Source organism: Mucilaginibacter aquariorum, from assembly GCF_024498135.1.
In the GTDB taxonomy this organism is placed as follows: Bacteria; Bacteroidota; Bacteroidia; order Sphingobacteriales; family Sphingobacteriaceae; genus Mucilaginibacter; species Mucilaginibacter aquariorum.
The window spans coordinates 26,450-52,703 of sequence record NZ_JANHOH010000004.1 but is presented as its reverse complement, the minus strand read 5'-3'; the positions used below and the strand labels follow the sequence as shown (position 1 = coordinate 52,703).

Sequence of the window (26,254 nt, the reverse complement as noted above, 5' to 3'; positions counted from 1 at the left end):
TTCACGGCCGTGAACACCATCGCAAACGCATAAATGCCTGATAATGAACAATTTTAAAAATAGGCTACTGACGAAATAACGCCACCATTAAATCCAAACCCAGCATAGGCGAACATGCAAATAATATAGTTGGTCACATTGCACTGCCCCGCAAAGATGTCATCACATCTTCAAAGGCCACGGGATTTGATAACTCAGCAGCAAGTGTTATGATTATTATTTCTCCGCCAGCAAATCGTCTGTTAACTTTTCAAACTCACTTATAAATTCGGTATAATGTTCGCCTGTACCCGGGCCGCTGAAGCCTGTGTGGATCTTGCGCACATCACCTGCTTTATCAATAATAATAGTGGTTGGGAATCCCACAACTTTGGTTAACATAGGCAAGCTTTTGGCGGTTTCTACCTTATTGCTGGTGTAACCGGTTATCAGGATAGGGTATTTAATGTCGAACCTGTTTTTTAGCTGCGCCAGCGCGCGTTGCGATTTAGCGAAATCGGTAGTGCGTTCATATGCCAGGCCAATCACCTCTACGCCTCTAGGCTGATATTTTTTATAGTAATTAACCATGTAGGCGGTTTCGTCCATACAGTTTGGGCACCACGAACCTAATATCTGCACAATAACAACTTTGTTTTTAAAGCGGGCATCATCAAGCGATACGGTTTTGCCTGTTAGATCTTTAAAACTAAAGGCAAGCTTTTTATAGCCCGGTTTTAATGCGGTTAATGAATAGGCATCGGGCAGTTTGGCATTCTCGTCCCTTACGGCGCTCCAAACATCTTTACCGGTTAAGCCCGAAAAGAATTTGCCATCGGTTAAGGTATTAGCATCGGTAATTTTAGCCGTGAAAAGAAAAGCGTGGCCGCCATCAAAACAAGATAGATACAGGCTATCGCCGGATACTGTTCCCTCTAAAAAACGGTAATCGCCGGTAGTGGTAAGAAATGTACCGGTAACTTTTTGGCCAACCTGTTTAAATTCGCCAACTGTGGTATCCCTGCCATCGCCTTCACCGATAATAGCCGACCAGCGGCCGCTTACATTATAAGCTGTTTTTGCAGGTGTTTTAAAAAAGCGCCATGGTGTACCGGCTGTCGCGGTAAAGTCCATTGGTACATCACGGTCGCCTAAATGCCTTATATAATGTCCTTTTAAATTATTACCATTCAGCTTTAAACGGAACTCCGAATCAAACAATGGCATTTTTATAAATACCGAATCGCCTTTGGCAGTAACATCCGTTACCTTAAAATGCTCGGTACTGTTTATAATGGCCAGTTCCTGTTTACCGCCGGCATTAGTTACCTCAAAATTAAACGGTATCTCATTGGCTGATGCGGTTATTAAAGCACCGCGCCAGATACCTGTTTTTAATGTTGTTTGTGCCGAACTTATATGTGTTAGCCCGGTTAAAAGTGCCGCGCTAAATAATATCTTTTTTATCATGCGTAAAATAGTCTACTAATCTTATATACTTTATCAAAAGTAATAAAACCTGTCAAACTATTTCAACACCTCGCGCGATATGACAATGCGCTGAATTTCAGATGTCCCCTCATATATCTGGGTGATCTTGGCATCGCGCATTAATCGTTCTACGTGGTATTCTTTTACATAACCGTAGCCGCCGTGTATCTGTACAGCCTCAACAGTAGTGCGCATTGCTGTTTCAGATGCAAACAATTTAGCCATTGATGCAGCCTGCGCATAAGGCAATCCATTATCTTTTAACCAGGCTGCGCGATAACAAAGCAAACGTGCTGCTTCTATCTCGGTAGCCATATCGGCCAGTTTAAATTGGATAGCCTGCAGGTCGGCAATGGTTTTACCAAAAGCTTTACGCTCTTTAGCATATTGTACCGATAGCTCGAAAGCGCCGGCGGCAATACCTAATGCCTGTGATGCAATACCTATACGCCCGCCTTCTAATGTAGCCATGGCAAACTTAAACCCGAAGCCATCTTCGCCAATACGGTTTTCTTTAGGCACCTTAACATCGGTAAACATCAGCGAATGCGTATCAGATCCGCGAATACCCAATTTATTTTCTTTAGCGCCAACAGTAAAGCCTTCCATGCCTTTCTCAACAATAAGGGCGTTAATGCCTTTATGCTTTTTAGAAGCATCGGTTTGGGCCATTACTATATAGGTAGAGGCAGTGCTGCCATTGGTTATCCAGTTTTTTGTACCATTAAGCAGGTAATAGTCGCCCATATCAACTGCAGTTGTGCGCTGCGATGTGGCATCGGAACCGGCTTCGGGTTCGCTCAGACAAAAAGCACCTATCTTTTCGCCCTGGGCTAAGGGTATCAGGAATTTTTGTTTTTGCTCTTCGTTGCCGTATTTCTCCAAGCCGTAACAAACCAGCGAGTTGTTCACCGATACTACTACCGAAGCAGACGCATCAACTTTTGACAGCTCTTCCATCACTATAGAATAGGATATGGCATCCATACCGCTGCCCCCATATTGCGGCGATACCATCATGCCTAAAAAGCCAAGCTCGCCCAGTTTTTTTATTTGCTCTGCCGGAAATTTTTGGTGTTCGTCGCGTTCTATCACGCCGGGTTTTAGCTCGTTTTGTGCAAAATCACGTGCCGCCTGGCGTATCATTTGGTGTTCTTCGGTTAGTTCAAAATGCATAGCGTAAATGTATAACAAATTTCATTTAATACTATGCACGCATAGTAAAAATATAAACACAAAAAAAGAGAGCTCTTTTGAAGCTCCCTTTTCCCCTAATTAATTTAAACTATTGATTAAACCCAAAATAAAAGAACATATTCATCTCAACTTGGGCAACTGAGAATTCACTTTTAGTCTTTAACAATTTGAAAATTTTCCATAGGTAGATGTAATATTTTTCAAAGATGTATGCAGGACCGTTGAACATTTAGCAAAAGATAAGCCACAATTTAAAAATGCACTAGTTTTCCCCCAGAGCCCTTTAAATATTTATTCCCAATAGGGGTAAGCATTAAACCCTGTTAGTAGATATAAAAAATAGACTTTCTTATTAACTATTGATTATTAATGCTTTAAAAAATACGTTTACATTTACGCCTCAATTATTTCACCTAAAAACCAGGTAGAAATACGTAACATCCTTTTTGCAGAAATATTTGAATAATTTTTTGCTTTAGTGCTGCTTTAAGTTGATTTTTAAAGAATATTACTAAAAACAGGATGTACTGAAAATTATAACATTCTGTTTTTCCATACACACCCTGTATCTTATTTCAGACAAACCATAAAATGAAGATAAAAAAGAACACAGTACATGCAATTGCAGCATGTGCGGTAGGTGCCTTGCTACTGAGCGCCTGCAAAGACAAAAACAAAATATATGCGGAGAACGATGTGCTGATAAAAAACATCGACAAAAGCGTTAAGCCCGGAGATGATTTTTTTATGTACGCTAATGGTGCCTGGCTTAAAAAGAACCCTATACCGGGGGCTTACTCGTCATGGGGTATTGGTAACGTGGTGCAGGAAGACCTGCGCAATAAACTAAAAAAGATAAACGAAGACGCGCTTAAAGCAGATGCCCCTAAAGGCAGCAACACACAAAAAATTGGCGATTTTTACTTCAGTGGTTTAGATACCGTTAATATAGAAAAACAGGGCTTGTCCCCTCTAAAAAATGAGCTGGCCAAAGTTGACAAGATAACTGATGTAAAAAGCCTGATCGAAGAGTTTGCTCATTTGGAAACCATTGGTGTACAAACCCCAATTGGCGCATATGCCGGGCAGGACGATCGCAACAGCGAAAAGATCATCATGCAGTTATCTCAATCGGGCATTGGCCTGCCTAACCGCGATTATTATTTTAATACCGATGAGCACAGCGTGGCCATCCGCAACGATTATCAGCAAAAACACTTGCCAACCCTGTTTAAGCTGATGGGTTTAACACCCGATGCTGCTTTGGCCGCAACCAAACAAACCTATGCATTAGAAAAATTCCTGGCAGATAGCTCGCGGAAACTGGAAGACCTGCGCGACCCATATCATAACTACAACAAAATGCCGTTGGCCGGCTTAAGCAAACTTGCCCCCGGTGTAGACTGGAAAACAACCTTCGACCAAATGGATTATAAAAAGGTTGATAGCGTAGTTGTTGGCCAGCCCGAATATTATCGCGCGTTTAACAAGGCACTGGCCCTTTACAGTATCGACGACTGGAAAAACTATATCCGCAAAAATATTGTGAACGATTTTAGCCCTTACCTGAGCAATGCCTTCAGTGATGAAAGCTTCCGCTTTTACGGAACCGTTTTATCCGGCAGGAAAGAACAACTTCCCCGCTGGAAACGTGTCCTGGATACCGAAGGTGGCCTAATGGGCGAAGTGCTTGGGCAGATCTTCGTAAAAGAATACTTCCCCGAGAAAACTAAGAAACGTTACGTTGACCTGGTAGAGGCTGTACGCACCTCTTTTGCAGAACATATTGATAAACTGGACTGGATGAGCGCCGAAACCAAGAGAAAGGCGCACGGTAAATTGGCTAAAGTATTCCCAAAAGTTGGCTTCCCCGATAAATGGAAAGATTTTTCCTCGCTGGATATCGACCGCTCATCATACGTACAAAATGTAATCCGCGGCAATAATTACTGGCATAAGTTTAATGCAAACAAACTGGGCAAACCGGTTGACCGTACCGAATGGGGCATGACACCGCAAACCTATAATGCCTACTACAATCCGTCGAATAACGAGATAGTTTTACCTGCCGCTATATTTATGGTACCCTGGGCATTAGATGAGAATATTGATGACGCGGTAGTTTACGGTTATGGCGCGGCATCAACAATAGGGCACGAAATTACGCACGGCTTTGATGACCAGGGCCGCCAGTACGATGAAAAAGGTAACCTGAAGGCATGGTGGACAGCAGAGGATTCGACTAAATTTGCCCAGCGGGCAAAAATGCTGGCCGATCAGTTTAGCGGCTATAAAGTTTACGGCCTGCCTATTAATGGCAAGGCTACCCTTGGCGAAAACATTGCCGATTTGGGTGGTATTGTTATTGGCCTTGATGCATTCAAAAAAACAGATCAATACAAAGAGGGTAAAACCATTAACGGCTTAACCCCTGTACAACGTTACTTTATGGGTTATGCATTAGGTTGGTTAGGCCAGGATAGAAAGGAATCATTATCCAGCCAGATATTAACCAACGAACATTCGCCCAGCTTTTTACGTGTGAACGGCCCTTTTACTGATGTGCCCGAATTTTATGAAGCATTCGGCATTAAAAAGGGGGATAAGATGTGGTTAGATCCTGAGAAAAGGGTGAAGATCTGGTAAAAAGCCTCTCCCTGCCCTCTCCAAAGGAGAGGGTTCTAAAAAATTCATCTTAAGCCCTTTTCATTTGGAATGGGGCTTTTGCTTTTCCAACGCGTCATTGCGAGGTACGAAGCAATCTCTTTAGGACAGTTGTACACCTTGCATGAAGGATTTGCTTAAAGAGATTGCTTCGTACCTCGCAATGACATTGTTTATTATTAATCGTATTATATTTACCCCATGCAATTCATCCACACACTGCAGGATTGGTGGCAGCATCAAAATTTGCTGGAGGTAATTGGTGTTATCACCGGTTTATTGTGTGTGTACCTGGCTGCTAAAAATAACATCTGGAACTGGCCCTTTGCAATCATCAGCGTAGTTATTTACATCTTCATTTTTTTTGAGGCACGTTTATTTGCCGATATGGGCTTACAGTTTTACTTTTTGGCTATGAATATTTATGGCTGGCATTACTGGAGCAAAAAACCCGTTACCGAGAAAAAAGTACCTGTAGCACGCATTATTAAAAAGGAGATCATTTTATCGGCTATTGCCATAGTTGTATTCACTTTTATATTGGGTTCCCTTTTAAAATATACCACTGCATCCTACCCATACCTTGATAGTTTTTGCACGGCCTGCAGCCTTGTAGCGCAAGTGTTTCTGGCGCGAAAGGTGTTAGAGAACTGGCTGATATGGATTTTTGTGGATATCATATATGTAGGCATCTACATTTTTAAAGACCTTCATTTAACGGCTGTAATGTATGCTATTTATGTGGGCATAGCCTTAATGGGGTACGTCGACTGGCGAAAAGACTGGAAATTAGAGGCAAGAAATAAGAATCAAGAGACAAGAAACTAATGGAGATATCCGAAATCGAAAATTCGAGATCCGACATAATAAAAATAGCTGTCGTTGGCCCGGAATCTACCGGAAAATCTACTATGTCAGCATACCTGGCAGCGCATTACCATACTATTTGGGTACCCGAGTATGCCCGTGGGTATTGCGAAAAGCTAACCGAACCACCTACCTGGCAGGATGAGATCAATATGTTCTATGGTCAGCTGGCGTTAGAGGCAGAACTGTTACCCAAGGCAAACAAGCTGCTTATTTGCGATACCACATTCATCACCGTTAAAATTTGGAGCGATCAAATTTTTGGGAAATCGCCGCAGGAAGTTGTAGACGAATTACCAAAACACCCATACGATCTGTACTTATTATTGGATATAGACTTGCCCTGGCAGGACGACCCCCTGCGCGATTTCCCCCATATGCGCGAACATTTCATGGATGTGTGGCATAAAGAGTTACAGGCCTTAAACGCACACTATGTACTTATATCCGGCACGGGCGAGGATAGATATACCAGCGCAGTTGAAGCGATAGACGCGTTTATTGGGGAACTATAATGCTCTGGACTACCTGATCCATGGCCATTAAACCCTGTGAATCAGGGTTCAAAACAATATTTATTAAAACTTTTTTCACACATCATGCAACGTTGTTAAATCGCCTGCGTCATTTAATCTGAAACCTGTCAATAATTTGGAAGCCGTATACGTAGACAAGCATTACAACCTGGTGGTTGAGTGCAAGCAAGGCAGTAAAAAAGCTTGCTATGAGTTGTATCGATTGTATTCGAAAGCGATGTTGAACATCGCCTTTAGGATAGTGGGCAATATTGGCGAGGCAGAAGATGTTTTGCAGGAATCGTTTACTGATGCTTTTAACAAACTGAAGGATTTTAGGCAGGAAACTACCTTTGGTTTATGGCTAAAGCAAATTGTGGTGCATCGCTCTATAAACCTTTTGCGAAAAAGAAAGTTAGAGTTTGTTGAAATAGAAGATGGCCAGTTGGATAATGTGCCTGATGAGGAACCCTGGGACGACGAAGATATACAATACCAGGTGGCACAGGTAAAGGAAGCCATAAAGGAATTGCCCGAAGGCTACCGGGTGGTATTATCACTTTACCTTTTAGAGGGATACGACCACGAAGAAATAGGACAAGTATTACATATTACAGAAAATACATCAAGAACACAGTTTTTGAGAGCTAAAAGAAAATTGAGCGAGATATTAACAAGGAAAGGAATAAGAAAATGAGCAAGCGGTTAGAAGATTTTATTAGCAACAACAGGGAAGAATTTGACGACCTGGAACCACGTGCCGATATCTGGAACAATATTGCCAAAGAATTGGACGCATGGGAGGAAGTGCAGCCGCTAAAAAAGCGCGAAGCAAAAACTTTTTCACTGGCTTTTGTACTAAAAGTAGCCGCATCGGTGATCGTAGTTATGGGCTTAGGGTTCGGTTTGTACCTAAAAAGCCAAAAAACGGCAGGTGTAGATCTGGCCGATATTAACCCAACTTATGCCAAACAACAGGTGCATTATGCATCGGTAATTGAAGGCCAGCGCACCAGGTTAAAGCTTGTTGCCAAATTTGACCCACAGTTATACAAAGAGTTTAATGCGGAGCTTATAAAAATGGATGCGAACTACAAAAAACTAAATATAGATTTAGCTACCAGCCCCAACCAGGAACGTGTTTTACGTGCAATGATCCGGAACTTGCAAATACAAACCGAGGTGCTTAATCAGCAACTGAGTGTAATTGAACAATTTAATCAAAGTAAAAAGGATCATCAAAATGAGAACAAAGATATTTAAACACGGCCTGCTTGCTGCTATTGCAGTGTTGGTTATCACAACCACGGTGTCTGCACAAGACTCAATAATGGCCCCGCCAGAGCCACCTGCAGCACCAAAGGTTTATGTTTTTAAACAAAACAAGGCCTTTAAGCAAAACATGGCCAACCTTAAAGTAAAAATGCGCCAGCTGCAAAAGCAGATGAACAATAAGAACTTTAATGTAAATAAGCAAATGAACTTTGCTTTCAAAGATTTCGACAAAAACTTTAACGAAAGCTTTAAAGATTTTGGCAAAAACTTCAACGAAAGCTTTAAGGACTTCGGTAAAAACTTTGCAGGCAGCTTTAGCGAAATGGCCCCTGAATTTTCGGGCGCTTTCAAAAACTTTAATGGCATAAGCTACAGCAATAGCAACAACATTAATGATGAAGAATATAAAGAGAAGGTTGCCAAAGGCCAGATAACCGAAAAAATTAAAAACTACAGCAAAAGCTATAGTGCAGATGCAAATGATATACTGCAAATAAACAACAGCTTTGGTAAGGTGGTAGTTAACACCTGGACCAAAAATGAGTTTAAGGTTGATGTGCAAATGAAATTTGGCTCGGAAGATGAAGAGTACGTTAACGATATGATCAATGGATCAAGCATTAGCGACAGTAAGGTTGGTAACGTAGTTTCTTTTAAAACCAATATAGCCCGCAACAATAACAACAGGCATGGCGATAACCATATGGAGATCAACTACACGGTATACATGCCCGCCGGTAACACATTAGATCTGACCAACAAGTTTGGCTCCGTTACCTTGCCAGACCTATCTGGCAAAACTATAATAAGAGTATCATACGGTACCTTAAATGCACAGCAACTATTGAGTAAAGATAACGATGTGAGAGTAAGGTTTGGCGATGCCAATATTGTAACCTTTAACGGTGGCAAGTTGGATCTGGGTTATGGCAAAGTAAAAGCAGGCACCGTAAATAATGTTGCTGCAACTATTTCATTCGCAGGTTTTAGTGTAGATAGATTAAAGAACTCGGCAGATATAAATATCAAGTATGGCGATGGTTTTAGCATAGGCACTATTGAAAAATCAGTAAGGAACTTAGTTATAAATGCATCGTTCACCAAAATAAAGCTCGATTTTAAAAATGCGGATAGTTTTAACTTTGATGTGATCACCAAGTTTGGCGGCTTTAATTATAACGACGATAATATGAAGGTAACCGCTAAAACACCATCAGATGAAGAACGTGGCTGGTCGTCAACAAAAACATACAAAGGTTATATAGGTAAAAATAACAGCGATGGCAAAATTGCAATCAATGCAAGCTATACCGATGTAAAGTTTTACTAAAACAACAAAATCCATCATAAAATGCAAAACCCTTGTCATAACGGCAGGGGTTTTGCTATTTTTAGGCCAACAAGTTTTACATCTGCATGGAAATATTTACCGACCCGGAAGCGTGGGTATCGCTTATCACACTAACGGTTTTAGAGATAGTTTTAGGTATCGATAATGTGATCTTCATATCTATACTATCAGATAAATTACCAAAAACCCAACAGGAAAAAGGCCGCAAGCTGGGCTTGGCTATGGCCATGATAACCCGTGTATTACTGCTGCTTACCATTACCTGGGTAATGAAACTGACTGCGCCGCTATTCAGCTTGTCTGGCTTATTAAACATCACTGATCCGGAATGGGTAGAGAAACTTGCTATATCTGGCCGCGATCTGATACTGATAATAGGAGGTTTATTCCTGATCTATAAGAGTACCGCCGAAATTCACCATAAAATTGAGGGTGAAGATGAAAATGCCGAAACGGTTAAACCGCATTCTTTTTGGGGTACCATCTTCCAGATCATGTTGCTGGATATTGTATTCTCGCTGGATTCGGTTATTACCGCAGTAGGTATGGCTAAACACGTAGAAATAATGATAACAGCCGTTGTAGTTGCCGTAGGTATTATGATGTGGGCATCAAGCGGTGTGGCCAACTTTGTAAACAAGCACCCAACGGTAAAAATGCTGGCCTTGTCGTTTCTGCTATTAATAGGTGTTTCCCTGTTAGCCGAAGCGTTTGAGCAGCATATACCAAAAGGATATATCTACTTTGCAATGGCCTTCTCTATACTGGTAGAAATGCTAAACCTTAAAATGCGCACCAAAAAGGCCGCGAAAGGTGAAAAACGTATAAAGGTTGTACCAACTAAGAAATAATTATAATTAATAAAAAAAGGGTTGCAATATTATACTGCAACCCTTTTTTATTACCCGTGGTTGGTTTCTTCACCAACCACTCCTTACTTAAACTTATTTTTTAATGCTGCCAGCTTACTCATCATATCCATTTCCGGCTCAGGCTCGGCTTTAGCTGGTTTAGGTGCGAAAGTTTTTTGCACCGGCTTTTGTTCACGTGGTTTGAATGTGGCAGGCTCACGCTTTTCGTTCTCTTTCATACTTAATGCTATCCGCTTGCGGGTTACATCAACCTCGGTAACAGTAACATCAACCTTCTGGTGCACTTTAAGCACCTCGTTTGGGTCTTTAATAAAGCGGTTTGTGATCTGGCTTAAGTGTACCAAACCATCCTGGTGTACGCCAATATCTACAAAGGCGCCAAAGTTGGTAATGTTGGTTACAATACCAGGTAGCTTCATCCCAACTTTAAGATCGCCAATGGCATTAACACCCTCAGTAAAGCTGAATGCTTCAAACTGCTCGCGCGGGTCGCGGCCCGGTTTGGCCAGCTCGGCAATGATATCATTCAGGGTAGGCAAACCAACAGTATCCGAAATATACTTTTGCAGCGGGATAGATTTACGCAGGTTATTATCGTGGATCAAATCCTGCACACTGCATTTAAGGTCTTTAGCCATTTGCTCCACCAAAGCATAACGCTCAGGGTGAACGGCGCTGGTATCCAACGGGTTTTCCGCTCCGCGGATACGTAAGAAACCTGCAGCTTGCTCGTATGCCTTATCGCCCAGGCGGGTCACTTTTTTCAACTGGTCACGGCGTTTAAAGGCACCGTTCTGATTACGGTATTCTACTATGTTTTGCGCCAGCTGCGGACCAAGGCCAGATACATAGGCCAGGATCTGTTTTGATGCTGTATTCAACTCTACACCAACCGCGTTAACGCAGCTCATAACGGTATCATCTAAAGATATTTGTAATTTATTCTGGTCAACATCGTGCTGGTACTGGCCTACACCAATGGATTTGGGGTCGATCTTTACAAGTTCGGCCAACGGGTCCATTAACCGGCGACCGATTGACACCGCCCCTCTAACAGTAATATCTTTATCCGGGAATTCCTCACGGGCAACGTCAGATGCGGAGTAGATAGATGCGCCGCTTTCGTTAACCATAACAATGGTAGCGCCCGGCAGGTTCAGGTTACGTACAAATAGTTCTGTTTCGCGGCCTGCGGTGCCGTTGCCAATAGCAATGGCTTCAATTTTATATCGCTCAAACAAATGCTGAACAGTTTTCTCTGCCTCTTTAGCCTGGCCCGCACCGGTATGTGGGTAAATGGCCGTATTCTCTAATAACTGACCCTGCTCATCCAAACAAACCAGTTTACAACCCGTACGAAAACCCGGGTCAATGGCCATAATGCGTTTTTGGCCAATCGGAGCACCCAATAAAAGCTGGCGGGCATTCTCGGCAAACACGCGAATGGCTTCTTCGTCGGCTTTCTTTTTGGTAAGTAAGCGTATTTCGGTTTCCATTGATGGCTTTAGCAGGCGTTTATAACCATCGCTTATAGCTAAACCAACCTGCGTAGCTGCCGCGTTCCGGGAGGTGATAAATTCGCGTTCCAACAGGGCTATCGCATCCTCTTCCGTCGGCTTTATATCAAGGTAAAGGATCTCTTCTTTTTCGCCGCGGCGCATGGCCAGGATGCGGTGAGACGGTGCCGACTTAACCGGCTCGGTCCAATCGAAATAATCTTTGTATTTAATCCCATCCTGCTCTTTTCCAGGCGCCACTTTCGACTCAAAAACGCCTTTTTCCGTAAATAATTGACGCATTTTCGCCCTTGTTTCAGCGTGCTCGCTTATGTGTTCGGCAATAATGTCGCGGGCACCGGCCAAAGCCTCTTCGGCATTCGCCACGCCTTTTTCATCGTCGATATATTTCGCGGCTTCCAGCTCGGGGTCAATATTTTTTTGGCCCAGCAAGCTATCGGCCAAGGGCTGCAAACCTTTTTCGCGGGCAGCAGTAGCACGGGTTTTACGTTTTGGGCGATAGGGCAGGTAAATATCTTCCAGCAAAACCATTGTTTCAGCGGTGTTTATTTGCTGCTCCAGTTCGGGCGTTAGTTTACCCATATCGGTTAGCGATTTCAGGATGGCTTCGCGACGTTTATCCAGGTCGCGTAGTTGCTGCACACGGTCGCGGATGGCGGCTACCTGTACCTCATCAAGGCTGCCCGTAACTTCTTTACGGTAACGGGAAATAAAGGGAACGGTTGCACCTTCGTCAAGTAAGGCAATTGTAGCGCTTACCTGTTTGCTACCTACAGAAAGCTCCTGGGCTATTTTAATATTGTATTCCATTTGTAATGATTCCACCGATCCGGGATTGATTGCACCGATGCGGGAATGCGAAGTTGGCACTCTTTAAGGAGAAATCAAACGGATATTTTTCAACTTTATCCCGCATGTCATTTTCGAATGAGCGGAGATGGTGGTGCGGGGAGCGAAGAGAAATGACAGGGTTGGTTTTATCTACACCTTGCGCTCGTCTGTGACGAGTGCTTAACCTGGGTAAGCGTCTGCGACGCTATAATGGCGATGCAATCGCCGAACAATTTTTAGCACTCGTCACAGACGAGCGCAAGTAAAAGTAACGCTTGTTGCAATTGGGCGCCGTTTGGTAGGCCATGTTAATTAATCGGCTTTAACAATTCTTTTCCCGTTGATGATCTCAACACAAGAAATTCTTTTCCACCTTTTTCAATCACATTAAAAGTTAAATTGCCATCACCCGGATCAAAGCCACTTCCTAACTCATAAAGAACAGACCTGTCTACTAATCTTTCAATCGGCAACCAGCCGTATTTTTTATATGTGTCAAAAGTATATTTGGTTTCGCCTAAAGTAACAAACCCGTATGAAAACTTCCTGGTTTCGTAACTCCCGCCATTGCCTGCATAATTGATCTTGCTTTGACTTTCATAATCATTAGAAATTACTATAAATAAAAATAAACCAGGTAAAGCTATAACAAAGCCTAACCCCCATATTATAATTCCAAATACATTTAATATAGCCGTCCATGCATTTATTATCAATCTTTTGGCTATTACTAAACCGGAAAGTATAAAAGAGTATTCCAAAGCAAATATTATGTAATCGAAATAGTCACCTTTAATGGAAAATCCTAAAAAGAATAATAAATTATGAAACAGGAAAAATAGAAAAGTGTATTTCCCCCATTTTTTAAGCTCAATAGTATCTAATTTACCCAACAAATGTAAAACAGTAAACGGAAGAACAATTAAAGTAATTTCTAAAAGAAAGTATACAAAGTTCATTAATGAATTGGTTCAATTGCTTATATAACTACATATATAGCAAATTCCTTTTAAAACGGCACGATCACCTTAACACTCAAATTTCTGCCGATATTGTAAATACCCAGGCGGCCATTGGGCGATGCGTTGTAGTACTCAAAATACTTTAAGCGGTTAAGGTTTGATTGATAGGCCACATCAAATAAGTTATCGGCCTGTAAAAACAGCTCGCAAATAGTTTTGCCCGATTTAGCTTTTAACGTGCTGCCTATGCCTGCATTGATCAGCGTGTAACCTGGTGTAGGGGTTTCGGTATCGTTTAAGGCATAGTAATGGTTTTGGGCCGCATAGGCATCTACCTCGGCACGGAAGTATACTTTGGAGAAGATCCCGTAAGTGCCCTGCAGTTTCAGTTTAATTTCCGACCGGATATGCAACGGCGGAATAAACGGCAGGTATTTAGCCGCGCCGTTACTTTGCGCTATAAGCGCTTTATTCTGATTAATACCCACCACATAGGCGGCGCTATTATTCCACTCTATCCATTTGGCATTATGTGGGTGCAGGTTAAAAGTAAATTCCGCGCCATACAAACGGGCTTTTGACTGTTGATACTGGTAAGTGGTATTGCCGGGCACAATGATAACCGGGTTGCCATTAGCATCGTCCAGGCGCGATTGGTAGATGTAATTCTCTATCTGGTTATTAAACAGCTCTGCCATAAGATCTACATCTTTAAGGTAGGCTATAAAACCCAGGTCTTCCTGTAGGCTAAATTCGGGTTCAAAAGTGCGGTTGCCCAGGTAAACGATATGCGCGCCGGGGTCCAGGCCGTTACTGCCAATTTCGGTAATGTTTGGTGCGCGGTAACCACGGGCAATATTGGCTTTTAAAAGCACCCGCTCGCTCACATTGTAGGTAAACCCTAAACTGCCCGATATACCATGATAAGTATGTTTAAAATTAGGGAACTGCAATCGCGCGCCCGGGTCAGTTGCCGAAACATGTTGTTCAAAACCATTTGCAGCGTTCGGCCCCACGTAAAAATCATTCCAGCTAATGTTGCGGGTATCGTACCGTATGCCGCCCGAGATATCCGTTTTGCCAATTGTTTTTTTTACAAAAACAAACCCGCCAATATCAAACAAATTATAATCCGGTATAGGGAAATCTGTAGCCTGTTTGCTGCGGTTGGTTTGGGCAATGCCGTTTACCCCAAATGAAGTTTCCCAGCCGTTAAACACTTTTGGGCTATACCTAAAATCGTAATTCAGGGTATTTAGTGTAACATAAAGGCCGGCCTGTTGCGGTTGTGTAGGGTGGTTATATTCCCGCCTAACGCTTTGCTGCCAGCCCAGTGCAGATGCAAATACCCCCTCGCCCAGTTTTACCTCGGTTTTATTGTATACCCGGTAATGCTGTATGTGCTGATGCAAAGGTGTAAGTCCGTAAGAATTGAGCCTGTTTTCGTCGGCAAATGGCCGGTTTCTGATGTCGTCGTTTCCCGCTTCGGCAACCTGCACGGTAAACCGCCGGGTAAGCGAATCCCTGCTGCCGTCTGGTATTTCCTGCTTATTGTTGTAAGTAGTTGCCGAAAATTGTGAGAAGCCCCACTTTTTATCTACCCGTGCCATCCCCGAAAGGATATATTCCTGAAAAGCCGAATTGTACACATATCCATCAATTTTATTGCGATAATTATGCGCCGCTTTACCTGTTGCCCTGAAAGCATACTTCCAATCACTTTTTTTGTAGGATAACCCAAGCGATGAGCCTATCAAGCCGTTATTGGTATGGTAATCGGTAATAATATCGCCGTTGAGTTTACCATCTTCGCCATTAGGGATGTAAGGTATCAGGTTAATAACCCCCGCCAAAGCATCCGATCCATAGGTTAAACTGGCAGGGCCTTTTATTACTTCTGCGCGGGAGATCCCATACTGATCTATCTCTATGCCATGCTCATCGCCCCATTGCTGCCCTTCCTGGCGTATCCCATCATACAAAGTTAAAACCCGGTTATAACCTAACCCGCGAATAAATGGTTTAGAAATATTTGGCCCTGTGGTAACCGCAGTAATACCGGGGATGCCTTTTATAATAGCATCAATTATATTATTGTTAACGTTTTGGTCGATCTCACTTTTTGTCATTACCGCAATGGGTACTGGGTTACTGCGCAGCTCGGTAGCGCGGGACACACCTGTAACCACCACCTCGTTTAGCCTGGAACTACCCTCCTTTAGTTCGGCATGCCGGATTACCGTATCGCCTGAAGATAGGGCTACTTTTAACCTTTCGGGGAAATAGCCTATACTGCTAAATACAACCGTGTACTCACCGGGTGCTATATTTTTTATCTCGTAAAATCCCTTATCATTTGCGGTAGTACCATATTTTGTTCCGCTGAGTATAACTGTTGCATACGCCAGCGGCGTGCTGTTTACGGTTACGGTACCCTTAAGCGAGCCATTTTGTGCCGATGAGGCAAGTGTAAGTATTGTTAATATGAATGTTAGGAGGCGGCGCATGAAGTTTTATTTTGTACAAACGTATTAAATAAATTCTATTAATCAATGAAATAAAATTAGGCAAGACTAATTTTATTTATAACTATACATTTTTGTTTATGTTTGTATAACCCAATAAATTACTATGCATACGCTATCAGAAGAAAATTACCTGAAATGTATTTACCGCCTTTGGCAGGATAAAGGGCAAAAAATAACACCTACCGCTATTGCCGAATCGTTGGGTAATAACCCGGCATCGGTGGTGGATATGATCCGTAAGCTTACTGATAAGCAGCTAATAGTATACGATAAAAAGAAGGGTGTAGAGCTAACCGCACAGGGGCAAAAAGATGCTACGCTAATTGTGCGCCGCCATCGCCTTTGGGAGGTATTCCTGTTAGAGAAGCTGGGCTACCATTGGGACGAGATCCATGATATTGCCGAAGAACTGGAGCATATTAAAGATGCCACACTGGCCGACAGACTTGATAAATTCCTGGGCTTCCCGGAGTATGATCCACATGGCGACCCTATACCAAAGGCCAATGGCAAAATGGCCAAACGATACTCAACCACCCTGGCCGATTTAAAGCCCGGCAGCCAATGCCGCGTAGCCGCGGTAAAAGACACCACAAGCGCTTTCCTGCAATATTTGATCAAGCTTAATATCAACATCGGTACAAAAATACAGCTGATAGAAAAAATATCTTTCGACAGCTCGCTGGTCATCAGCATTGACGGCAACGAGCGCACCACGGTATCACAAAAATTTGGCGAGAGTTTGCTGATAGATATGTAACGTTATTCCCGTGCATTATTTTCCTGTAAGGAGGACAGGAGCTTAAAAGTTTGTCATGCTGATCGCTTAGCACGACAAACTTTTAAGCTAATTACTTAGCCCATAAACAGCACGTTAAACTTATGCCCATCTACATCGGCAAAGCCGCAGCCGTACATGCCATGGAAGGCTTGTGGTTCGGAAAATACCGTGCCGCCTATCTTTTTTACTTTAACGGCCCATTCATCAACTTCAGCTTTGGTTTCGGCCGAAAGGCTGAACATTACTTCGTTACCTTGCGCAGTATCGGCAACTTCGCCGTTTAAAGCTACTTTAAAAGGTGCTTTAGGAAAAAAGCAGATCACAAAATTGCTATCGCCCACGGTAATGCTGGCTATATGATCTCCATTAAAATGGTTTTCTCCTACTTTAAAATCCAGTTTGGTGTAAAAATCAATGGTTTGGTTAACATCGTTAACTGGTAAATTAGCCCAAATTTGCTTTGTCATAGTTTTAGTTTTTAATCCCATGTTTAAATGGGGGTTATAATTTTGTTTGTTGTTGATAACAAATCTCCGAACAATTCACCCCCTTTAAAACTTGTATAAATGACAACTTGCGGGTGTGATTATGACAGATAAAATCAATAAATTGCCGCATAACTAAATCTTACCTGCATGAAAACCGTAGCGTTACTAATTTTTAATGAGGTTGTGCCGTCGTCAATTACCGGTGTTGTCGATTTGCTTGCCGGGGCTAATAAGTATATGGAACGCGCGGGGCAGCCAATAGCTTTTTGCCTTGAAATGGTAAGCCAATCGTTAGATACCCTGCATCTTGCTTTTCCAAACCAGCAGATAGATCATAAAACCTTTCAGCATGCCGGCCACCCTGATCTGATCATTGTTCCCTCGTTTAGCGTGGGCAATATGGAGCCTGTAATTGTGCAAAACATGGCAGCTATTAACTGGCTGAAGGAAATGCATACAACTGGCAGCGAAATTGCAAGCCTTTGTGTGGGCAGTTATTTTTTAGCCGAAGCCGGGTTATTGGATGGCAAGGAAGTAACATCGCACTGGGCGGCGGCGGATGATATCCAAAAACGCTACCCCCGTATCAAAATGAAATCGGACCTGGTAATAACCGATCAGGATGGCATTTATACCAGCGGTGGGGCGTTCTCATCTTTAAAACTCGTTTTGTACCTGATTGAAAAATTTTGCGGCCGGGAAACCGCGCTCTGGATCAGTAAAATGTATGCCATTGACATGGATCGAACCAGCCAGGCGCACTTTGCTGTTTTTATGGGTCAGCACCGGCATGATGATAAGGAGATATTAAAAGCCCAGGAATACATTGAACAAAATTATAAAAATGAGATAGCCATGGAGGATGTATCCAGCCTGATTAATATGGGGCAGCGCAATTTTATCCGCCGGTTTAAAGCGGCTACCAACAATACCCCTTTTGAATACCTGCAGCGGGTGAGGATTGAATCGGCCAAGAAGGCAATTGAGATGAACCGCAAGGACCTACCCCTAATTATGGAAGACACCGGCTATAACGATTTGAAAGCCTTTCGTACCATCTTTAAACGCATTACCGGGCTTTCGCCGATGGAGTATAAAAAGAAATACGCGCGGAGTTAACATTTTATTCAATTTGACCAACATGCCGATCGTCGGGTTGCCATTTGTTTATTACTCTCCTAACAAAGCTTTTAAACTTTCCAAAGTATCGGCTTCCTCTTTTGGTTTATCATGCCGCCACCTGAGGATGCGCGGGAAACGAAGCGCAATACCCGATTTATGGCGGGTTGATCTGTTGATCCCTTCAAAGCCTATTTCAAAAACCAGCTCGGGCTTTACGGTGCGTACCGGGCCAAATTTTTCCAAAGTATTTCGTTTAACAAAATAATCCACCTTATTGATCTCGGCATCGGTAAGGCCGGAATAGGCTTTGGCAAAGGGCACCAGCTTATCGCCATCCCAAACGGCAAAGGTATAGTCGGTATACAAGTCGGCGCGGCGGCCGTGACCTTTTTGGGCATATATCATCACCGCATCAACCGATAGCGGGTCTATTTTCCATTTCCACCAATCGCCCCGGCGGCGTCCAACCTGGTAGGTGGCGCTTTTGCGTTTCAGCATAATACCTTCGGCTATCATGGCGCGCGATTGCTCCCTGATGCTTTCCAGCTCTTCCCAACTGCTGAATTTAATGAGCGATGATATATTGAATACCTCCGGATATGCTGTTTCCTGCTGTAGCTTTTCCAGTACCTCTCTCCGTTCGGATTGTGTTTTATAACGGATATCCTCGCCGGCATATTCCAGGCAATCATAAACAATGGTAGCCACCGGACTATCAGCCAATATCTTCTTATTTAAATTTTTGCGACCTATCCGGGTCTGCAGTACACTGAACGACATAGGCAAACCATTCTGAAAACTCAGGATCTCGCCATCCAGCACCGTACCATCCGGCAGGGCATTCAAAAACGGGTGCAGCTCGGGGAACTTCTCGGTGGCCAGGTCTTCGCCGCGGCTCCAGATAAAAATTTCGCCGCCACGTTTTATCATTTGGGCACGGATGCCGTCCCATTTCCACTCGGCCTGCCATTCGCTGGCATCGCCCAAAGCATTACCTACATCCTCTGCCGATTTACGCTTTTCGGAAGTTTCCTGTATGGGATAAGCCAAAAAGAAAGGATAGGGCCTGGAGATATTATCCGCGGCGTTTTGCTCCTGCACCAATTGGTCGTAGGTATAATCTTCGGGCATCCAGCTGCCCATTATGCGATGGGTGAGCGCGGGGGCTTCAATACCGGTAACATCTGCCAGCGCTTTTATCACCAAATTTTGCGATACACCAACGCGGAAACTACCGGTTAAAAGTTTATTAAACACAAAACGTTCCTGCCTGTCCAGCATGGCCCACGACTCTATCAGCCAAAGCTTTTTCTCTTCTTCGGTTTTATCGGCAAGATTATTTATCTCTGCTATCCACTCGGTTAAAGTTTTACTGCTGCTGCCGGGGCTTTCGGGTATTAGCAAGGACATGGTTTCGGCCAGGTCGCCTACCACGTGGTAGCTTTCCTCGAAAAGCCAGGCTGGTATATTAGATGCTTCTATGGCCCAATTACGGATCAGCGTGGAGTTGATCTGGCGCTTTGGTCGCCTGCCAGTAAACAATGCCAGCATGTGCATTTTATCAGTATCGGGCACATTGCTAAAATAGTCTTTTAAAACCTTCACCTTTTCGTTGGTTTTGTTGGTTTCATCTAAAGAGAGAAAGAGTTGGGCGAATGCTTTCATTGTGCCTCCTCCTTTACCACATCGCCGGATGGTGCTGTTTCTTTAACCTCTTCACCCTCGGTAACCGTAGAATCTTCCTCTTCGCCTCCATAAAGCGTATGCACTTCCCGGGCGTTAAAACCTATCTCGTTTAAATAGCGGGTAAACGACGCGGTGTAGCCGTGGGTTAGGTAAACACACTCGCAGCCGGTGGCGTCAATTGCGCTGACCAATCCGTTCCAGTCGGCATGGTCAGACATGATGAAACCCCTATCCGCTGCACGGCGGCGTTTGGCGCCACGTAGGGCCATCCATCCACTGCAATAACCAAAACTATATGGGCCAAACTTTCGCATCCATGGGGTACCTACCGATGATGGCGGGGCAAGGATAATGCCTTTGCGTACTTCTTCCTTTGATGATTCGGCCGTTATGCGTTCGGTTGGGTTTAATATTACGCCATTCCTGCGCAGGGCTTCGTTCGTGTTTTCGATAACGCCATGTGTATATACTTTACCGATACTCAGGTCGAGGTTTTGCAGGATGCGCTGTGCCTTACCAAGCGAATAACCCACTATAACTGTGGCAACGCCATTATCTATATTTGTACGCCACCAGTTATTTACATCAGTAAAAATTTCGGCCTGTGGTTTCCAGGAATATACCGGCATCCCAAAGGTGCATTCTGATATAAAATGATGACATTTTACTGGTTCGAATGGGGTAGAGATCCCATCATCGTCAGTTTTATAATCGCCAGATACCACCCAAACTACGCCTTTATACTCTACCCGGATCTGCGCCGAACCAATAACATGCCCTGCAGGATACAGGGAAATTTGCACACCGTTCTTGGTTACGGTTTCGCCGTACTCAACAGTGCGCAGGTTTATTTCACCGAGGCGATAAAACAGTACTTCTTTTGAAAGATGGTGGGCCAGATAGTTTTTATGCCCCCAATAGGCATGGTCGGCATGGGCGTGGGTTATTACGGCATCGTCCACGGGTTTCCAGGGGTCAATGTAAAACTTCCCCTGTTCGCAGTAAATGCCTTTATCAGTAAACTCCAGCAATGGTTTGGCCATAGTGTTTTAATAACCGATGGGGACGAAATTGGTTTGCTGGGCGAATTTAACCACAGAGGACACAGAGGTTTTCACGGAGAAAACAGAGCTTTAAAAAGCTATTAATTCTGAAATTCCTCTCTGTGGTTTTTTCTCCGTGCCCTCTGTGGTTAAATCAAACAAAAGAGACGCGAAGTATCGCGTCTCTTTTGTTAATCTTCCTGCGGGATCCTGAACAGGCAGCCCTCCAGGCTTTCATTAACCCGTAGTTGGCACGATAACCTGCTGCTTTCGTCAACAAATGGCAGGGTATCCAATATATCCAGTTCGGCATCCCCCGGCGGCGGCAGTTGCTCCGCGCCGTTTATTACTTGTACCCGGCAGGTGGCACACAGCGCCATGCCGCCGCAGGTAGCCAGGATGGGGTAATCGCTGCCTTTAAGCACTTCCATCAGGTTCAGGTTAATACCCTCGGGTATTTCAATTGGCACTTGTGTGCCATCCCTGTCTTCAACTATAAAAGTGATCATGCCAGTTCTGTTATGCCGTATACGGTGGTGTATTTAAATGTTAACCGCTGATCCGGGTAAACATATTTGAACGCGCTTTGGGCCATTAGTGCCGCTTCATGAAAACCGCACAGTATCAGCTTTAACTTACCAGGGTAAGTATTTATATCGCCAATGGCATATATGCCCTCAACGTTTGTGCTGTAATCCATCGTGTTTACCTCAATTGCCGATTTATCAATATTCAGTCCCCAGTTTTCAATAGGCCCCAATTTAGGGCTCAGGCCAAACAGCGGTATAAAGTTATCGGCAGGCAGGTGGCGTGTTTGGTTATCGGCGCCAATAATACTTACCTGTTCCAAATGCCCTGTGCCATCCAGGGCAACAACGCGCGATTTAAGCACCAGGTCAATAGCACCGATCTTCGCCAGCTCCGCAACCTTTTCAGCCGCGTCGGGAGCGCCCCTGAACGTATCACCGCGGTGTACCAGCGTTACTTTTTTAGCCACATTGGCCAAAAAGATAGTCCAGTCTAAAGCGGAATCGCCGCCACCGGCTATTACAATTTCCCTATCCCTGAATGCTTCGGGGTTGCGCACGGCATACATTACACCTTTACCTTCAAACTCGGCCAGGCGGTCAACCTCTGGTTTGCGTGGTTCAAAGCAGCCAAGTCCGCCTGCTATTACTACCGCCTTGCAGCTTATTTCTGTACCCTCATTGGTGCCAATAAGCCAGGTACCATCACCTTGTTTTTTCAGGGTTTCTACCCTTTCGCCAAGCGTATAACCGGGGTGGAAGGGTGCTATTTGCTCTTCCAGTTTATCCACCAGTTCCTGCGCGTTAATTGCTGGGTAGCCCGGGATATCATAAATGGGTTTCTGGGGATAGATCTCTGACAGTTGCCCGCCCGTTTGTGGCAGCGAATCAATTAAATGGCAGTGCATTTTTAATAAACCGGCTTCAAAAACGGCAAACATGCCGGTAGGTCCGGCGCCTATAATTGCTATATCTGTGGTTATCATTTTATTAAGATTCTAAGTTTTGGTAAATTTTATTCAGGATCATTTTTAGCTGCTCGTAATCCTGCTCGGTAAGGTTCTCCCAGGCCTTCATGCGGATCTCGCTAATTTTAGGCGATAGTTCCAACAATTTGGCTTTACCCGCCTCAGTCAGGTGAACAGTAAAACTGCGACGGTCATCCTTATGCATTACCCGTTCGGTTAATCCCTTTTTGCAAAGCAGATCAATAATGCGGGTTAGCGTGGGGGTATCCTTCCCGGTAAGCTCTGCCAGCTCCTTTTGCTTAAGGTAACGGTCGTCATCAAGGCTTTTTAATATCAGCCATTGGTCAATAGTAATATCAAAATTACCCGATGCAAACCTTTGCTGGGCGTATCCTTTTACCCGGCGGGCCGTACGATCGAGCAGGTAAGAATAACTATCAAATTTTTTAATTGTCATACTAATTATTAGCTAGGCAAATTTACGTATAAAGTTTTTAATTGGTACTTAGCTGGCAGCTATTTATTTGAATATTAATTTCAAAAACGCAAAAAGCCCGTCCAAATAATGAACGGGCTTTCCTCTAATAGCTTAATGGCCTTATTTCAGACTGGTTATTTTGTTATCCAGTGTAAGGTAATCTGTTAAGATCTGTCCCGCTTCTTTCTGCAAGAAATCAAGGTCTTCTTTTTTGGGTCTTGTCTGGCCTTTTTTCAATGGCGGCAAACCTAAGGCTATTCTGCGCAGGTTGCCACGCTCAAATGCCTTGGCCTCTTCTGCATCGCGCTCCTGCTTAAGCTTTTGCTCGTTTAGGGTCACGCTTTTTTCTTCTGCCTGTTTCTTTGATTCTTCAATATCTTCAAGCAAATATTTATAGCTCTGGCTGGCTGCCATACGATCGTCATGCAGCTTTTTAAGCTGAGGGAGTACCGTGGCGAAGCTACCGGTAGTTGTATAATCGCTTTTATCTATCACATCAAACGGCATTGCAGATGGCTCGGTATCCTCACCGTATTTATCCAACGGAATTATTGATGGGAAATCGATATCAGGCAACACGCCTTTATGCTGTGTTGAGCTACCGCTAATACGATAGAATTTGGCTATGGTTAAATTTAACTGCCCAAATTTATTTTGGCTGCCGGTAGCAACCGCTTTTGTTTTACCGGTAAGCGCTACCAACTTATCTTTTAAGGTAGGTTTAATCACCTTATCAAGATCAATAGCGTTTTGTACCGATCCTTTACCATAAGTTGGGGTACCCAATATTATACCGCGGCCGTAATCTTGTATAGCGCCCGAGAAGATCTCTGATGCCGACGCGCTGAAACGGTCAACCATTACAGCCAACGGACCAGAATAGGTTACCGATGGATCCTCGTCTTTATCAACTTCAATTTGGTTGCGCGAATCCCTTACCTGTACAACGGGCCCGGTTTTAATGAACAGGCCGGTAAGTTCAACCGCTTCAATTAACGAACCGCCACCATTTTGGCGAAGGTCAACCACTACACCATCAACATTCTCGCGTTTCAGGCTATCTAATATCAGCTTAACATCGCGGGTGGTGCTTTTGTAATTAGGGTTACCTGCTTTATAATCGGCAAAATCAAGGTAAAATGCCGGGATAGATATAACGCCTATCCTAACGGTTTTTCCATTATTGTTATAGGTACGGATGGATTTTTGAGCAGAAATATCTTTCAGGATAATTTTTTCGCGAACCAGCTCCACTACTCTTGGTTTAGCTGCAACGGCACTCCCTTTGGCAAGTAATTGCAAACGTACTGTTGTACCTTTTGCACCGCGGATAAGGGCGATAGCATTATCTATCCTCCAGCCAACAATATCCTGGAACTCGCCGGTTTTACCTTGTGCCACACCTACTATGCGATCATCAACATGCACTTGTTTACTTTTATCGGCAGGGCCACCAGCTGTAACGGTTTTAATAGTTACATATTCGTTTTCGCTAAGCAGTGATGCGCCAATACCCTCTATAGAGCGCGACATATCGATATTAAAATTGGCCGCGTTTGATGGGTTAAAGTAATTGGTGTGCGGATCAATAGCCTCGGTAAATGCATCCATAAACGCCTGGAACACGTCCTGATTGGAAAGCTTATTTGATTGCGACAGGATATTTGTGTAACGCTTTTTTAAAGTTTCTTTATTCGCCGCAAGCGCTTTACCGGTAAGCTTCAGGTTAAGCAAATCGTATTTTACACGCTGCGCCCAAAGGTTATGCAGTTCGGTATCTGATGATACCCAAGGCAGTTTATCGCGGTCGTAAGTATAGGTTTCATTTTTAGAGAAATCAAAATCCTCACCCAGTTGCGCTACCGAAAAGTTCACATACTCGGTATATCTTTTTTGAAAAACGTTGAAGATGTAAAACACGTTAGCCAGGTTACCGGATTTAATATCATCATCAAATGTATTTTTAAACTGGTCGAAATCTTTTATATCAGACGCTAAAAGGTAGTTGTGGTTCTCGTCGAGCTTTTTAAGGTAACGGTCATATATAATTGCCGATATAGAATCGTTCAACGGAACTTTCTTATAATTATAATCTGAAATAAGGGTAGCTACATATCTTAAAACAACACTTTGCTGCTCATCTGGTTGCAAGTCATTAGGGCCTGCGTGTTTGTAGTTTGGTTTCGTTGGGGCTGCGTTGCAGGCAAGCGCAGTCGCTAAAACCAGCAATAAATATAATTTCTTGAACATATCTTTTACACTATTTAAATCGGGACCTGTGTGAAACATCAATACTTGTGCCTGTTTTTAACTTTACATTATAAAAAAAGAGACAGCCACAAAGCCGTCCCGCTAATATATAGATTAACATATATTGAATAACAATATTACAATAATGTTTGCTTTATTTAATTATAAGAGTCCCATTTTACGTAAATGTTACAAAAGCGGGGTTATTTTGACTTACCCGTAACATCAACAGCCTCAGCGTAGCGCAGTTCAGATTTTGGCAGCCACACCTTATTGCTTTGCACAAATTTGATTTTGCCGTCAATCATTTTAACATCATTGTTACGGCCGGTTGTGCGTGCAAGGTCGCGTGCTTCGGCAAGGTCTTGCTGGGCCTGGGTTAAATCGCCCAGATCAGCCTTTATCATGGCCAGGCTAACCAGGTTATTTATAGTATGCTGATGATCGCTTTGCTGTTTAGAGATAAGGATGCTTTGCAGATAATACCACTTTGCTTCAGACAGGCGGTTCTCTTTAACATAAATCTGCGCCAGTTCGCTAAACCTGTAGCTGGCCAAAGCGTACTGGCGAAAACGCATATTATGCTGTGCCGCCCGCATTACAACGCGCTCGTTAATTTCCAGATTAAACTGACTGCGAGGAATAGCTACTAAGGTAACTTTTGGCTTATAAAGGGGGGCTTTTGCTGCTAAAAACTTTTTTAAAGAATGATCTTTGATCTGCGCAATTTGCGGATATCGTTTGTGCTTTTTAAAATCACCGCGCCACCATTGGGCAGATGCCGAAAGGTTAAGAGCACAAAGAATTACTAAAATAATGTATCGCATTTAAATCTTTCGCGGGGGTATAGAAATTTTAACTT

General features: G+C 43.5%; 22 protein-coding genes. 9 read left to right on the top strand and 13 right to left on the bottom strand.

Features of this window, described 5'->3' with window-relative positions:
• Positions 1-216: 216 nt before the first annotated feature.
• Together NPE20_RS16770 and NPE20_RS16765 are read right to left on the bottom strand one after the other, a co-directional pair.
• Complete coding sequence (locus NPE20_RS16770; RefSeq protein ID WP_256539838.1) at positions 217-1,449, bottom strand: TlpA disulfide reductase family protein; 1,233 nt, start codon at positions 1,447-1,449, stop codon at positions 217-219.
• Positions 1,450-1,506: 57 nt separating this feature from the next.
• On the bottom strand, positions 1,507-2,646 hold the full coding sequence (locus NPE20_RS16765; RefSeq protein ID WP_256539837.1) for an acyl-CoA dehydrogenase: 1,140 nt from the start codon (positions 2,644-2,646) through the stop codon (positions 1,507-1,509).
• Between the two features lie 612 nt (positions 2,647-3,258).
• Here NPE20_RS16765 and NPE20_RS16760 point away from each other — a divergent pair.
• The 7 genes from NPE20_RS16760 (at position 3,259) to NPE20_RS16730 (ending at position 10,190) form a co-directional block, all read left to right on the top strand.
• Positions 3,259-5,313, top strand: coding sequence for a M13 family metallopeptidase (locus tag NPE20_RS16760; protein ID WP_256539836.1), 2,055 nt, complete (start codon positions 3,259-3,261; stop codon positions 5,311-5,313).
• 219 nt (positions 5,314-5,532) lie between these two features.
• Entirely contained in the window at positions 5,533-6,159 is a 627-nt protein-coding gene (gene pnuC, locus NPE20_RS16755; RefSeq protein WP_256539835.1) for a nicotinamide riboside transporter PnuC, read from the top strand.
• Positions 6,159-6,713 (top strand): AAA family ATPase, encoded by a 555-nt coding sequence (locus NPE20_RS16750; RefSeq protein WP_256539834.1) that lies wholly within the window; start codon positions 6,159-6,161, stop codon positions 6,711-6,713. Before pnuC ends, NPE20_RS16750 begins: the two co-directional genes overlap by 1 nt.
• A gap of 136 nt (positions 6,714-6,849) precedes the next feature.
• Positions 6,850-7,410 (top strand): RNA polymerase sigma factor, encoded by a 561-nt coding sequence (locus NPE20_RS16745; protein WP_256539833.1) that lies wholly within the window; start codon positions 6,850-6,852, stop codon positions 7,408-7,410.
• On the top strand, positions 7,407-7,976 hold the full coding sequence (locus tag NPE20_RS16740) for a hypothetical protein (RefSeq protein WP_256539832.1): 570 nt from the start codon (positions 7,407-7,409) through the stop codon (positions 7,974-7,976). The genes NPE20_RS16745 and NPE20_RS16740 overlap by 4 nt, the downstream gene beginning before the upstream one ends.
• Positions 7,957-9,318: a hypothetical protein gene (locus NPE20_RS16735; protein WP_256539831.1), complete on the top strand. Its 1,362-nt coding sequence runs from the start codon at positions 7,957-7,959 to the stop codon at positions 9,316-9,318. The genes NPE20_RS16740 and NPE20_RS16735 overlap by 20 nt, the downstream gene beginning before the upstream one ends.
• Before the next feature lie 86 nt (positions 9,319-9,404).
• Entirely contained in the window at positions 9,405-10,190 is a 786-nt protein-coding gene (locus NPE20_RS16730) for a TerC family protein (protein WP_256539830.1), read from the top strand.
• 83 nt (positions 10,191-10,273) lie between these two features.
• On the opposite strand, the gene NPE20_RS16725 is transcribed toward NPE20_RS16730, so the two are convergent.
• From NPE20_RS16725 to NPE20_RS16715, 3 genes are all read right to left on the bottom strand, one after another.
• Complete coding sequence (locus NPE20_RS16725; protein ID WP_256539829.1) at positions 10,274-12,538, bottom strand: Tex family protein; 2,265 nt, start codon at positions 12,536-12,538, stop codon at positions 10,274-10,276.
• A gap of 329 nt (positions 12,539-12,867) precedes the next feature.
• Positions 12,868-13,518 carry a hypothetical protein gene (locus NPE20_RS16720; RefSeq protein ID WP_256539828.1) on the bottom strand — a complete coding sequence of 217 codons (651 nt, stop codon included), beginning with the start codon at positions 13,516-13,518 and terminating at the stop codon, positions 12,868-12,870.
• 50 nt (positions 13,519-13,568) lie between these two features.
• Positions 13,569-16,028, bottom strand: coding sequence for a TonB-dependent receptor (locus NPE20_RS16715; RefSeq protein ID WP_256539827.1), 2,460 nt, complete (start codon positions 16,026-16,028; stop codon positions 13,569-13,571).
• Between the two features lie 124 nt (positions 16,029-16,152).
• On the opposite strand from NPE20_RS16715, the gene NPE20_RS16710 reads away from it, so the two are divergent.
• Positions 16,153-16,809, top strand: coding sequence for a metal-dependent transcriptional regulator (locus NPE20_RS16710; RefSeq protein WP_256539826.1), 657 nt, complete (start codon positions 16,153-16,155; stop codon positions 16,807-16,809).
• Positions 16,810-16,904: 95 nt separating this feature from the next.
• Here the strand turns inward: NPE20_RS16710 and NPE20_RS16705 are convergent, their stop codons facing one another.
• Positions 16,905-17,297 (bottom strand): VOC family protein, encoded by a 393-nt coding sequence (locus NPE20_RS16705; protein WP_256539825.1) that lies wholly within the window; start codon positions 17,295-17,297, stop codon positions 16,905-16,907.
• Positions 17,298-17,465: 168 nt separating this feature from the next.
• Between NPE20_RS16705 and NPE20_RS16700 the strand changes: the two genes are divergently transcribed.
• A complete protein-coding gene (locus NPE20_RS16700; protein WP_256539824.1) occupies positions 17,466-18,437 on the top strand; it encodes a GlxA family transcriptional regulator in 972 nt (323 codons plus the stop codon).
• A 51-nt stretch (positions 18,438-18,488) separates the two neighbouring features.
• Here the strand turns inward: NPE20_RS16700 and NPE20_RS16695 are convergent, their stop codons facing one another.
• The 7 genes from NPE20_RS16695 to NPE20_RS16665 all read right to left on the bottom strand — a co-directional run bounded on the left by NPE20_RS16695 (position 18,489) and on the right by NPE20_RS16665 (position 26,219).
• Positions 18,489-20,105 carry an ATP-dependent DNA ligase gene (locus tag NPE20_RS16695; RefSeq protein ID WP_256539823.1) on the bottom strand — a complete coding sequence of 539 codons (1,617 nt, stop codon included), beginning with the start codon at positions 20,103-20,105 and terminating at the stop codon, positions 18,489-18,491.
• Positions 20,102-21,169 carry a ligase-associated DNA damage response exonuclease gene (locus tag NPE20_RS16690; RefSeq protein WP_256539822.1) on the bottom strand — a complete coding sequence of 356 codons (1,068 nt, stop codon included), beginning with the start codon at positions 21,167-21,169 and terminating at the stop codon, positions 20,102-20,104. The genes NPE20_RS16695 and NPE20_RS16690 overlap by 4 nt, the downstream gene beginning before the upstream one ends.
• A gap of 191 nt (positions 21,170-21,360) precedes the next feature.
• Positions 21,361-21,678, bottom strand: coding sequence for a 2Fe-2S iron-sulfur cluster-binding protein (locus tag NPE20_RS16685; RefSeq protein WP_256539821.1), 318 nt, complete (start codon positions 21,676-21,678; stop codon positions 21,361-21,363).
• Positions 21,675-22,682: an NAD(P)/FAD-dependent oxidoreductase gene (locus NPE20_RS16680; RefSeq protein WP_256539820.1), complete on the bottom strand. Its 1,008-nt coding sequence runs from the start codon at positions 22,680-22,682 to the stop codon at positions 21,675-21,677. The genes NPE20_RS16685 and NPE20_RS16680 overlap by 4 nt, the downstream gene beginning before the upstream one ends.
• Before the next feature lie 4 nt (positions 22,683-22,686).
• Positions 22,687-23,121 carry a MarR family winged helix-turn-helix transcriptional regulator gene (locus tag NPE20_RS16675; RefSeq protein ID WP_256539819.1) on the bottom strand — a complete coding sequence of 145 codons (435 nt, stop codon included), beginning with the start codon at positions 23,119-23,121 and terminating at the stop codon, positions 22,687-22,689.
• 141 nt (positions 23,122-23,262) lie between these two features.
• Entirely contained in the window at positions 23,263-25,392 is a 2,130-nt protein-coding gene (locus NPE20_RS16670; protein ID WP_256539818.1) for a carboxy terminal-processing peptidase, read from the bottom strand.
• A 203-nt stretch (positions 25,393-25,595) separates the two neighbouring features.
• Positions 25,596-26,219, bottom strand: a complete 624-nt coding sequence (locus NPE20_RS16665; RefSeq protein ID WP_256539817.1) for a tetratricopeptide repeat protein — start codon at positions 26,217-26,219, stop codon at positions 25,596-25,598.
• Between the last annotated feature and the right edge of the window lie 35 nt (positions 26,220-26,254).

What these genes read in the sequence shown, in the direction of transcription:
- NPE20_RS16770 (WP_256539838.1), bottom strand. Translation starts at nt 1,449, where the DNA reads ATGATAAAAAAGATATTATTTAGCGCGGCACTTTTAACCGGGCTAACA.
- NPE20_RS16765 (WP_256539837.1), bottom strand. Translation starts at nt 2,646, where the DNA reads ATGCATTTTGAACTAACCGAAGAACACCAAATGATACGCCAGGCGGCA.
- NPE20_RS16760 (WP_256539836.1), top strand. Translation starts at nt 3,259, where the DNA reads ATGAAGATAAAAAAGAACACAGTACATGCAATTGCAGCATGTGCGGTA.
- pnuC (WP_256539835.1), top strand. Translation starts at nt 5,533, where the DNA reads ATGCAATTCATCCACACACTGCAGGATTGGTGGCAGCATCAAAATTTG.
- NPE20_RS16750 (WP_256539834.1), top strand. Translation starts at nt 6,159, where the DNA reads ATGGAGATATCCGAAATCGAAAATTCGAGATCCGACATAATAAAAATA.
- NPE20_RS16740 (WP_256539832.1), top strand. Translation starts at nt 7,407, where the DNA reads ATGAGCAAGCGGTTAGAAGATTTTATTAGCAACAACAGGGAAGAATTT.
- NPE20_RS16735 (WP_256539831.1), top strand. Translation starts at nt 7,957, where the DNA reads ATGAGAACAAAGATATTTAAACACGGCCTGCTTGCTGCTATTGCAGTG.
- NPE20_RS16730 (WP_256539830.1), top strand. Translation starts at nt 9,405, where the DNA reads ATGGAAATATTTACCGACCCGGAAGCGTGGGTATCGCTTATCACACTA.
- NPE20_RS16725 (WP_256539829.1), bottom strand. Translation starts at nt 12,538, where the DNA reads ATGGAATACAATATTAAAATAGCCCAGGAGCTTTCTGTAGGTAGCAAA.
- NPE20_RS16720 (WP_256539828.1), bottom strand. Translation starts at nt 13,518, where the DNA reads ATGAACTTTGTATACTTTCTTTTAGAAATTACTTTAATTGTTCTTCCG.
- NPE20_RS16715 (WP_256539827.1), bottom strand. Translation starts at nt 16,028, where the DNA reads ATGCGCCGCCTCCTAACATTCATATTAACAATACTTACACTTGCCTCA.
- NPE20_RS16710 (WP_256539826.1), top strand. Translation starts at nt 16,153, where the DNA reads ATGCATACGCTATCAGAAGAAAATTACCTGAAATGTATTTACCGCCTT.
- NPE20_RS16705 (WP_256539825.1), bottom strand. Translation starts at nt 17,297, where the DNA reads ATGACAAAGCAAATTTGGGCTAATTTACCAGTTAACGATGTTAACCAA.
- NPE20_RS16700 (WP_256539824.1), top strand. Translation starts at nt 17,466, where the DNA reads ATGAAAACCGTAGCGTTACTAATTTTTAATGAGGTTGTGCCGTCGTCA.
- NPE20_RS16695 (WP_256539823.1), bottom strand. Translation starts at nt 20,105, where the DNA reads ATGAAAGCATTCGCCCAACTCTTTCTCTCTTTAGATGAAACCAACAAA.
- NPE20_RS16690 (WP_256539822.1), bottom strand. Translation starts at nt 21,169, where the DNA reads ATGGCCAAACCATTGCTGGAGTTTACTGATAAAGGCATTTACTGCGAA.
- NPE20_RS16685 (WP_256539821.1), bottom strand. Translation starts at nt 21,678, where the DNA reads ATGATCACTTTTATAGTTGAAGACAGGGATGGCACACAAGTGCCAATT.
- NPE20_RS16680 (WP_256539820.1), bottom strand. Translation starts at nt 22,682, where the DNA reads ATGATAACCACAGATATAGCAATTATAGGCGCCGGACCTACCGGCATG.
- NPE20_RS16675 (WP_256539819.1), bottom strand. Translation starts at nt 23,121, where the DNA reads ATGACAATTAAAAAATTTGATAGTTATTCTTACCTGCTCGATCGTACG.
- NPE20_RS16670 (WP_256539818.1), bottom strand. Translation starts at nt 25,392, where the DNA reads ATGTTCAAGAAATTATATTTATTGCTGGTTTTAGCGACTGCGCTTGCC.
- NPE20_RS16665 (WP_256539817.1), bottom strand. Translation starts at nt 26,219, where the DNA reads ATGCGATACATTATTTTAGTAATTCTTTGTGCTCTTAACCTTTCGGCA.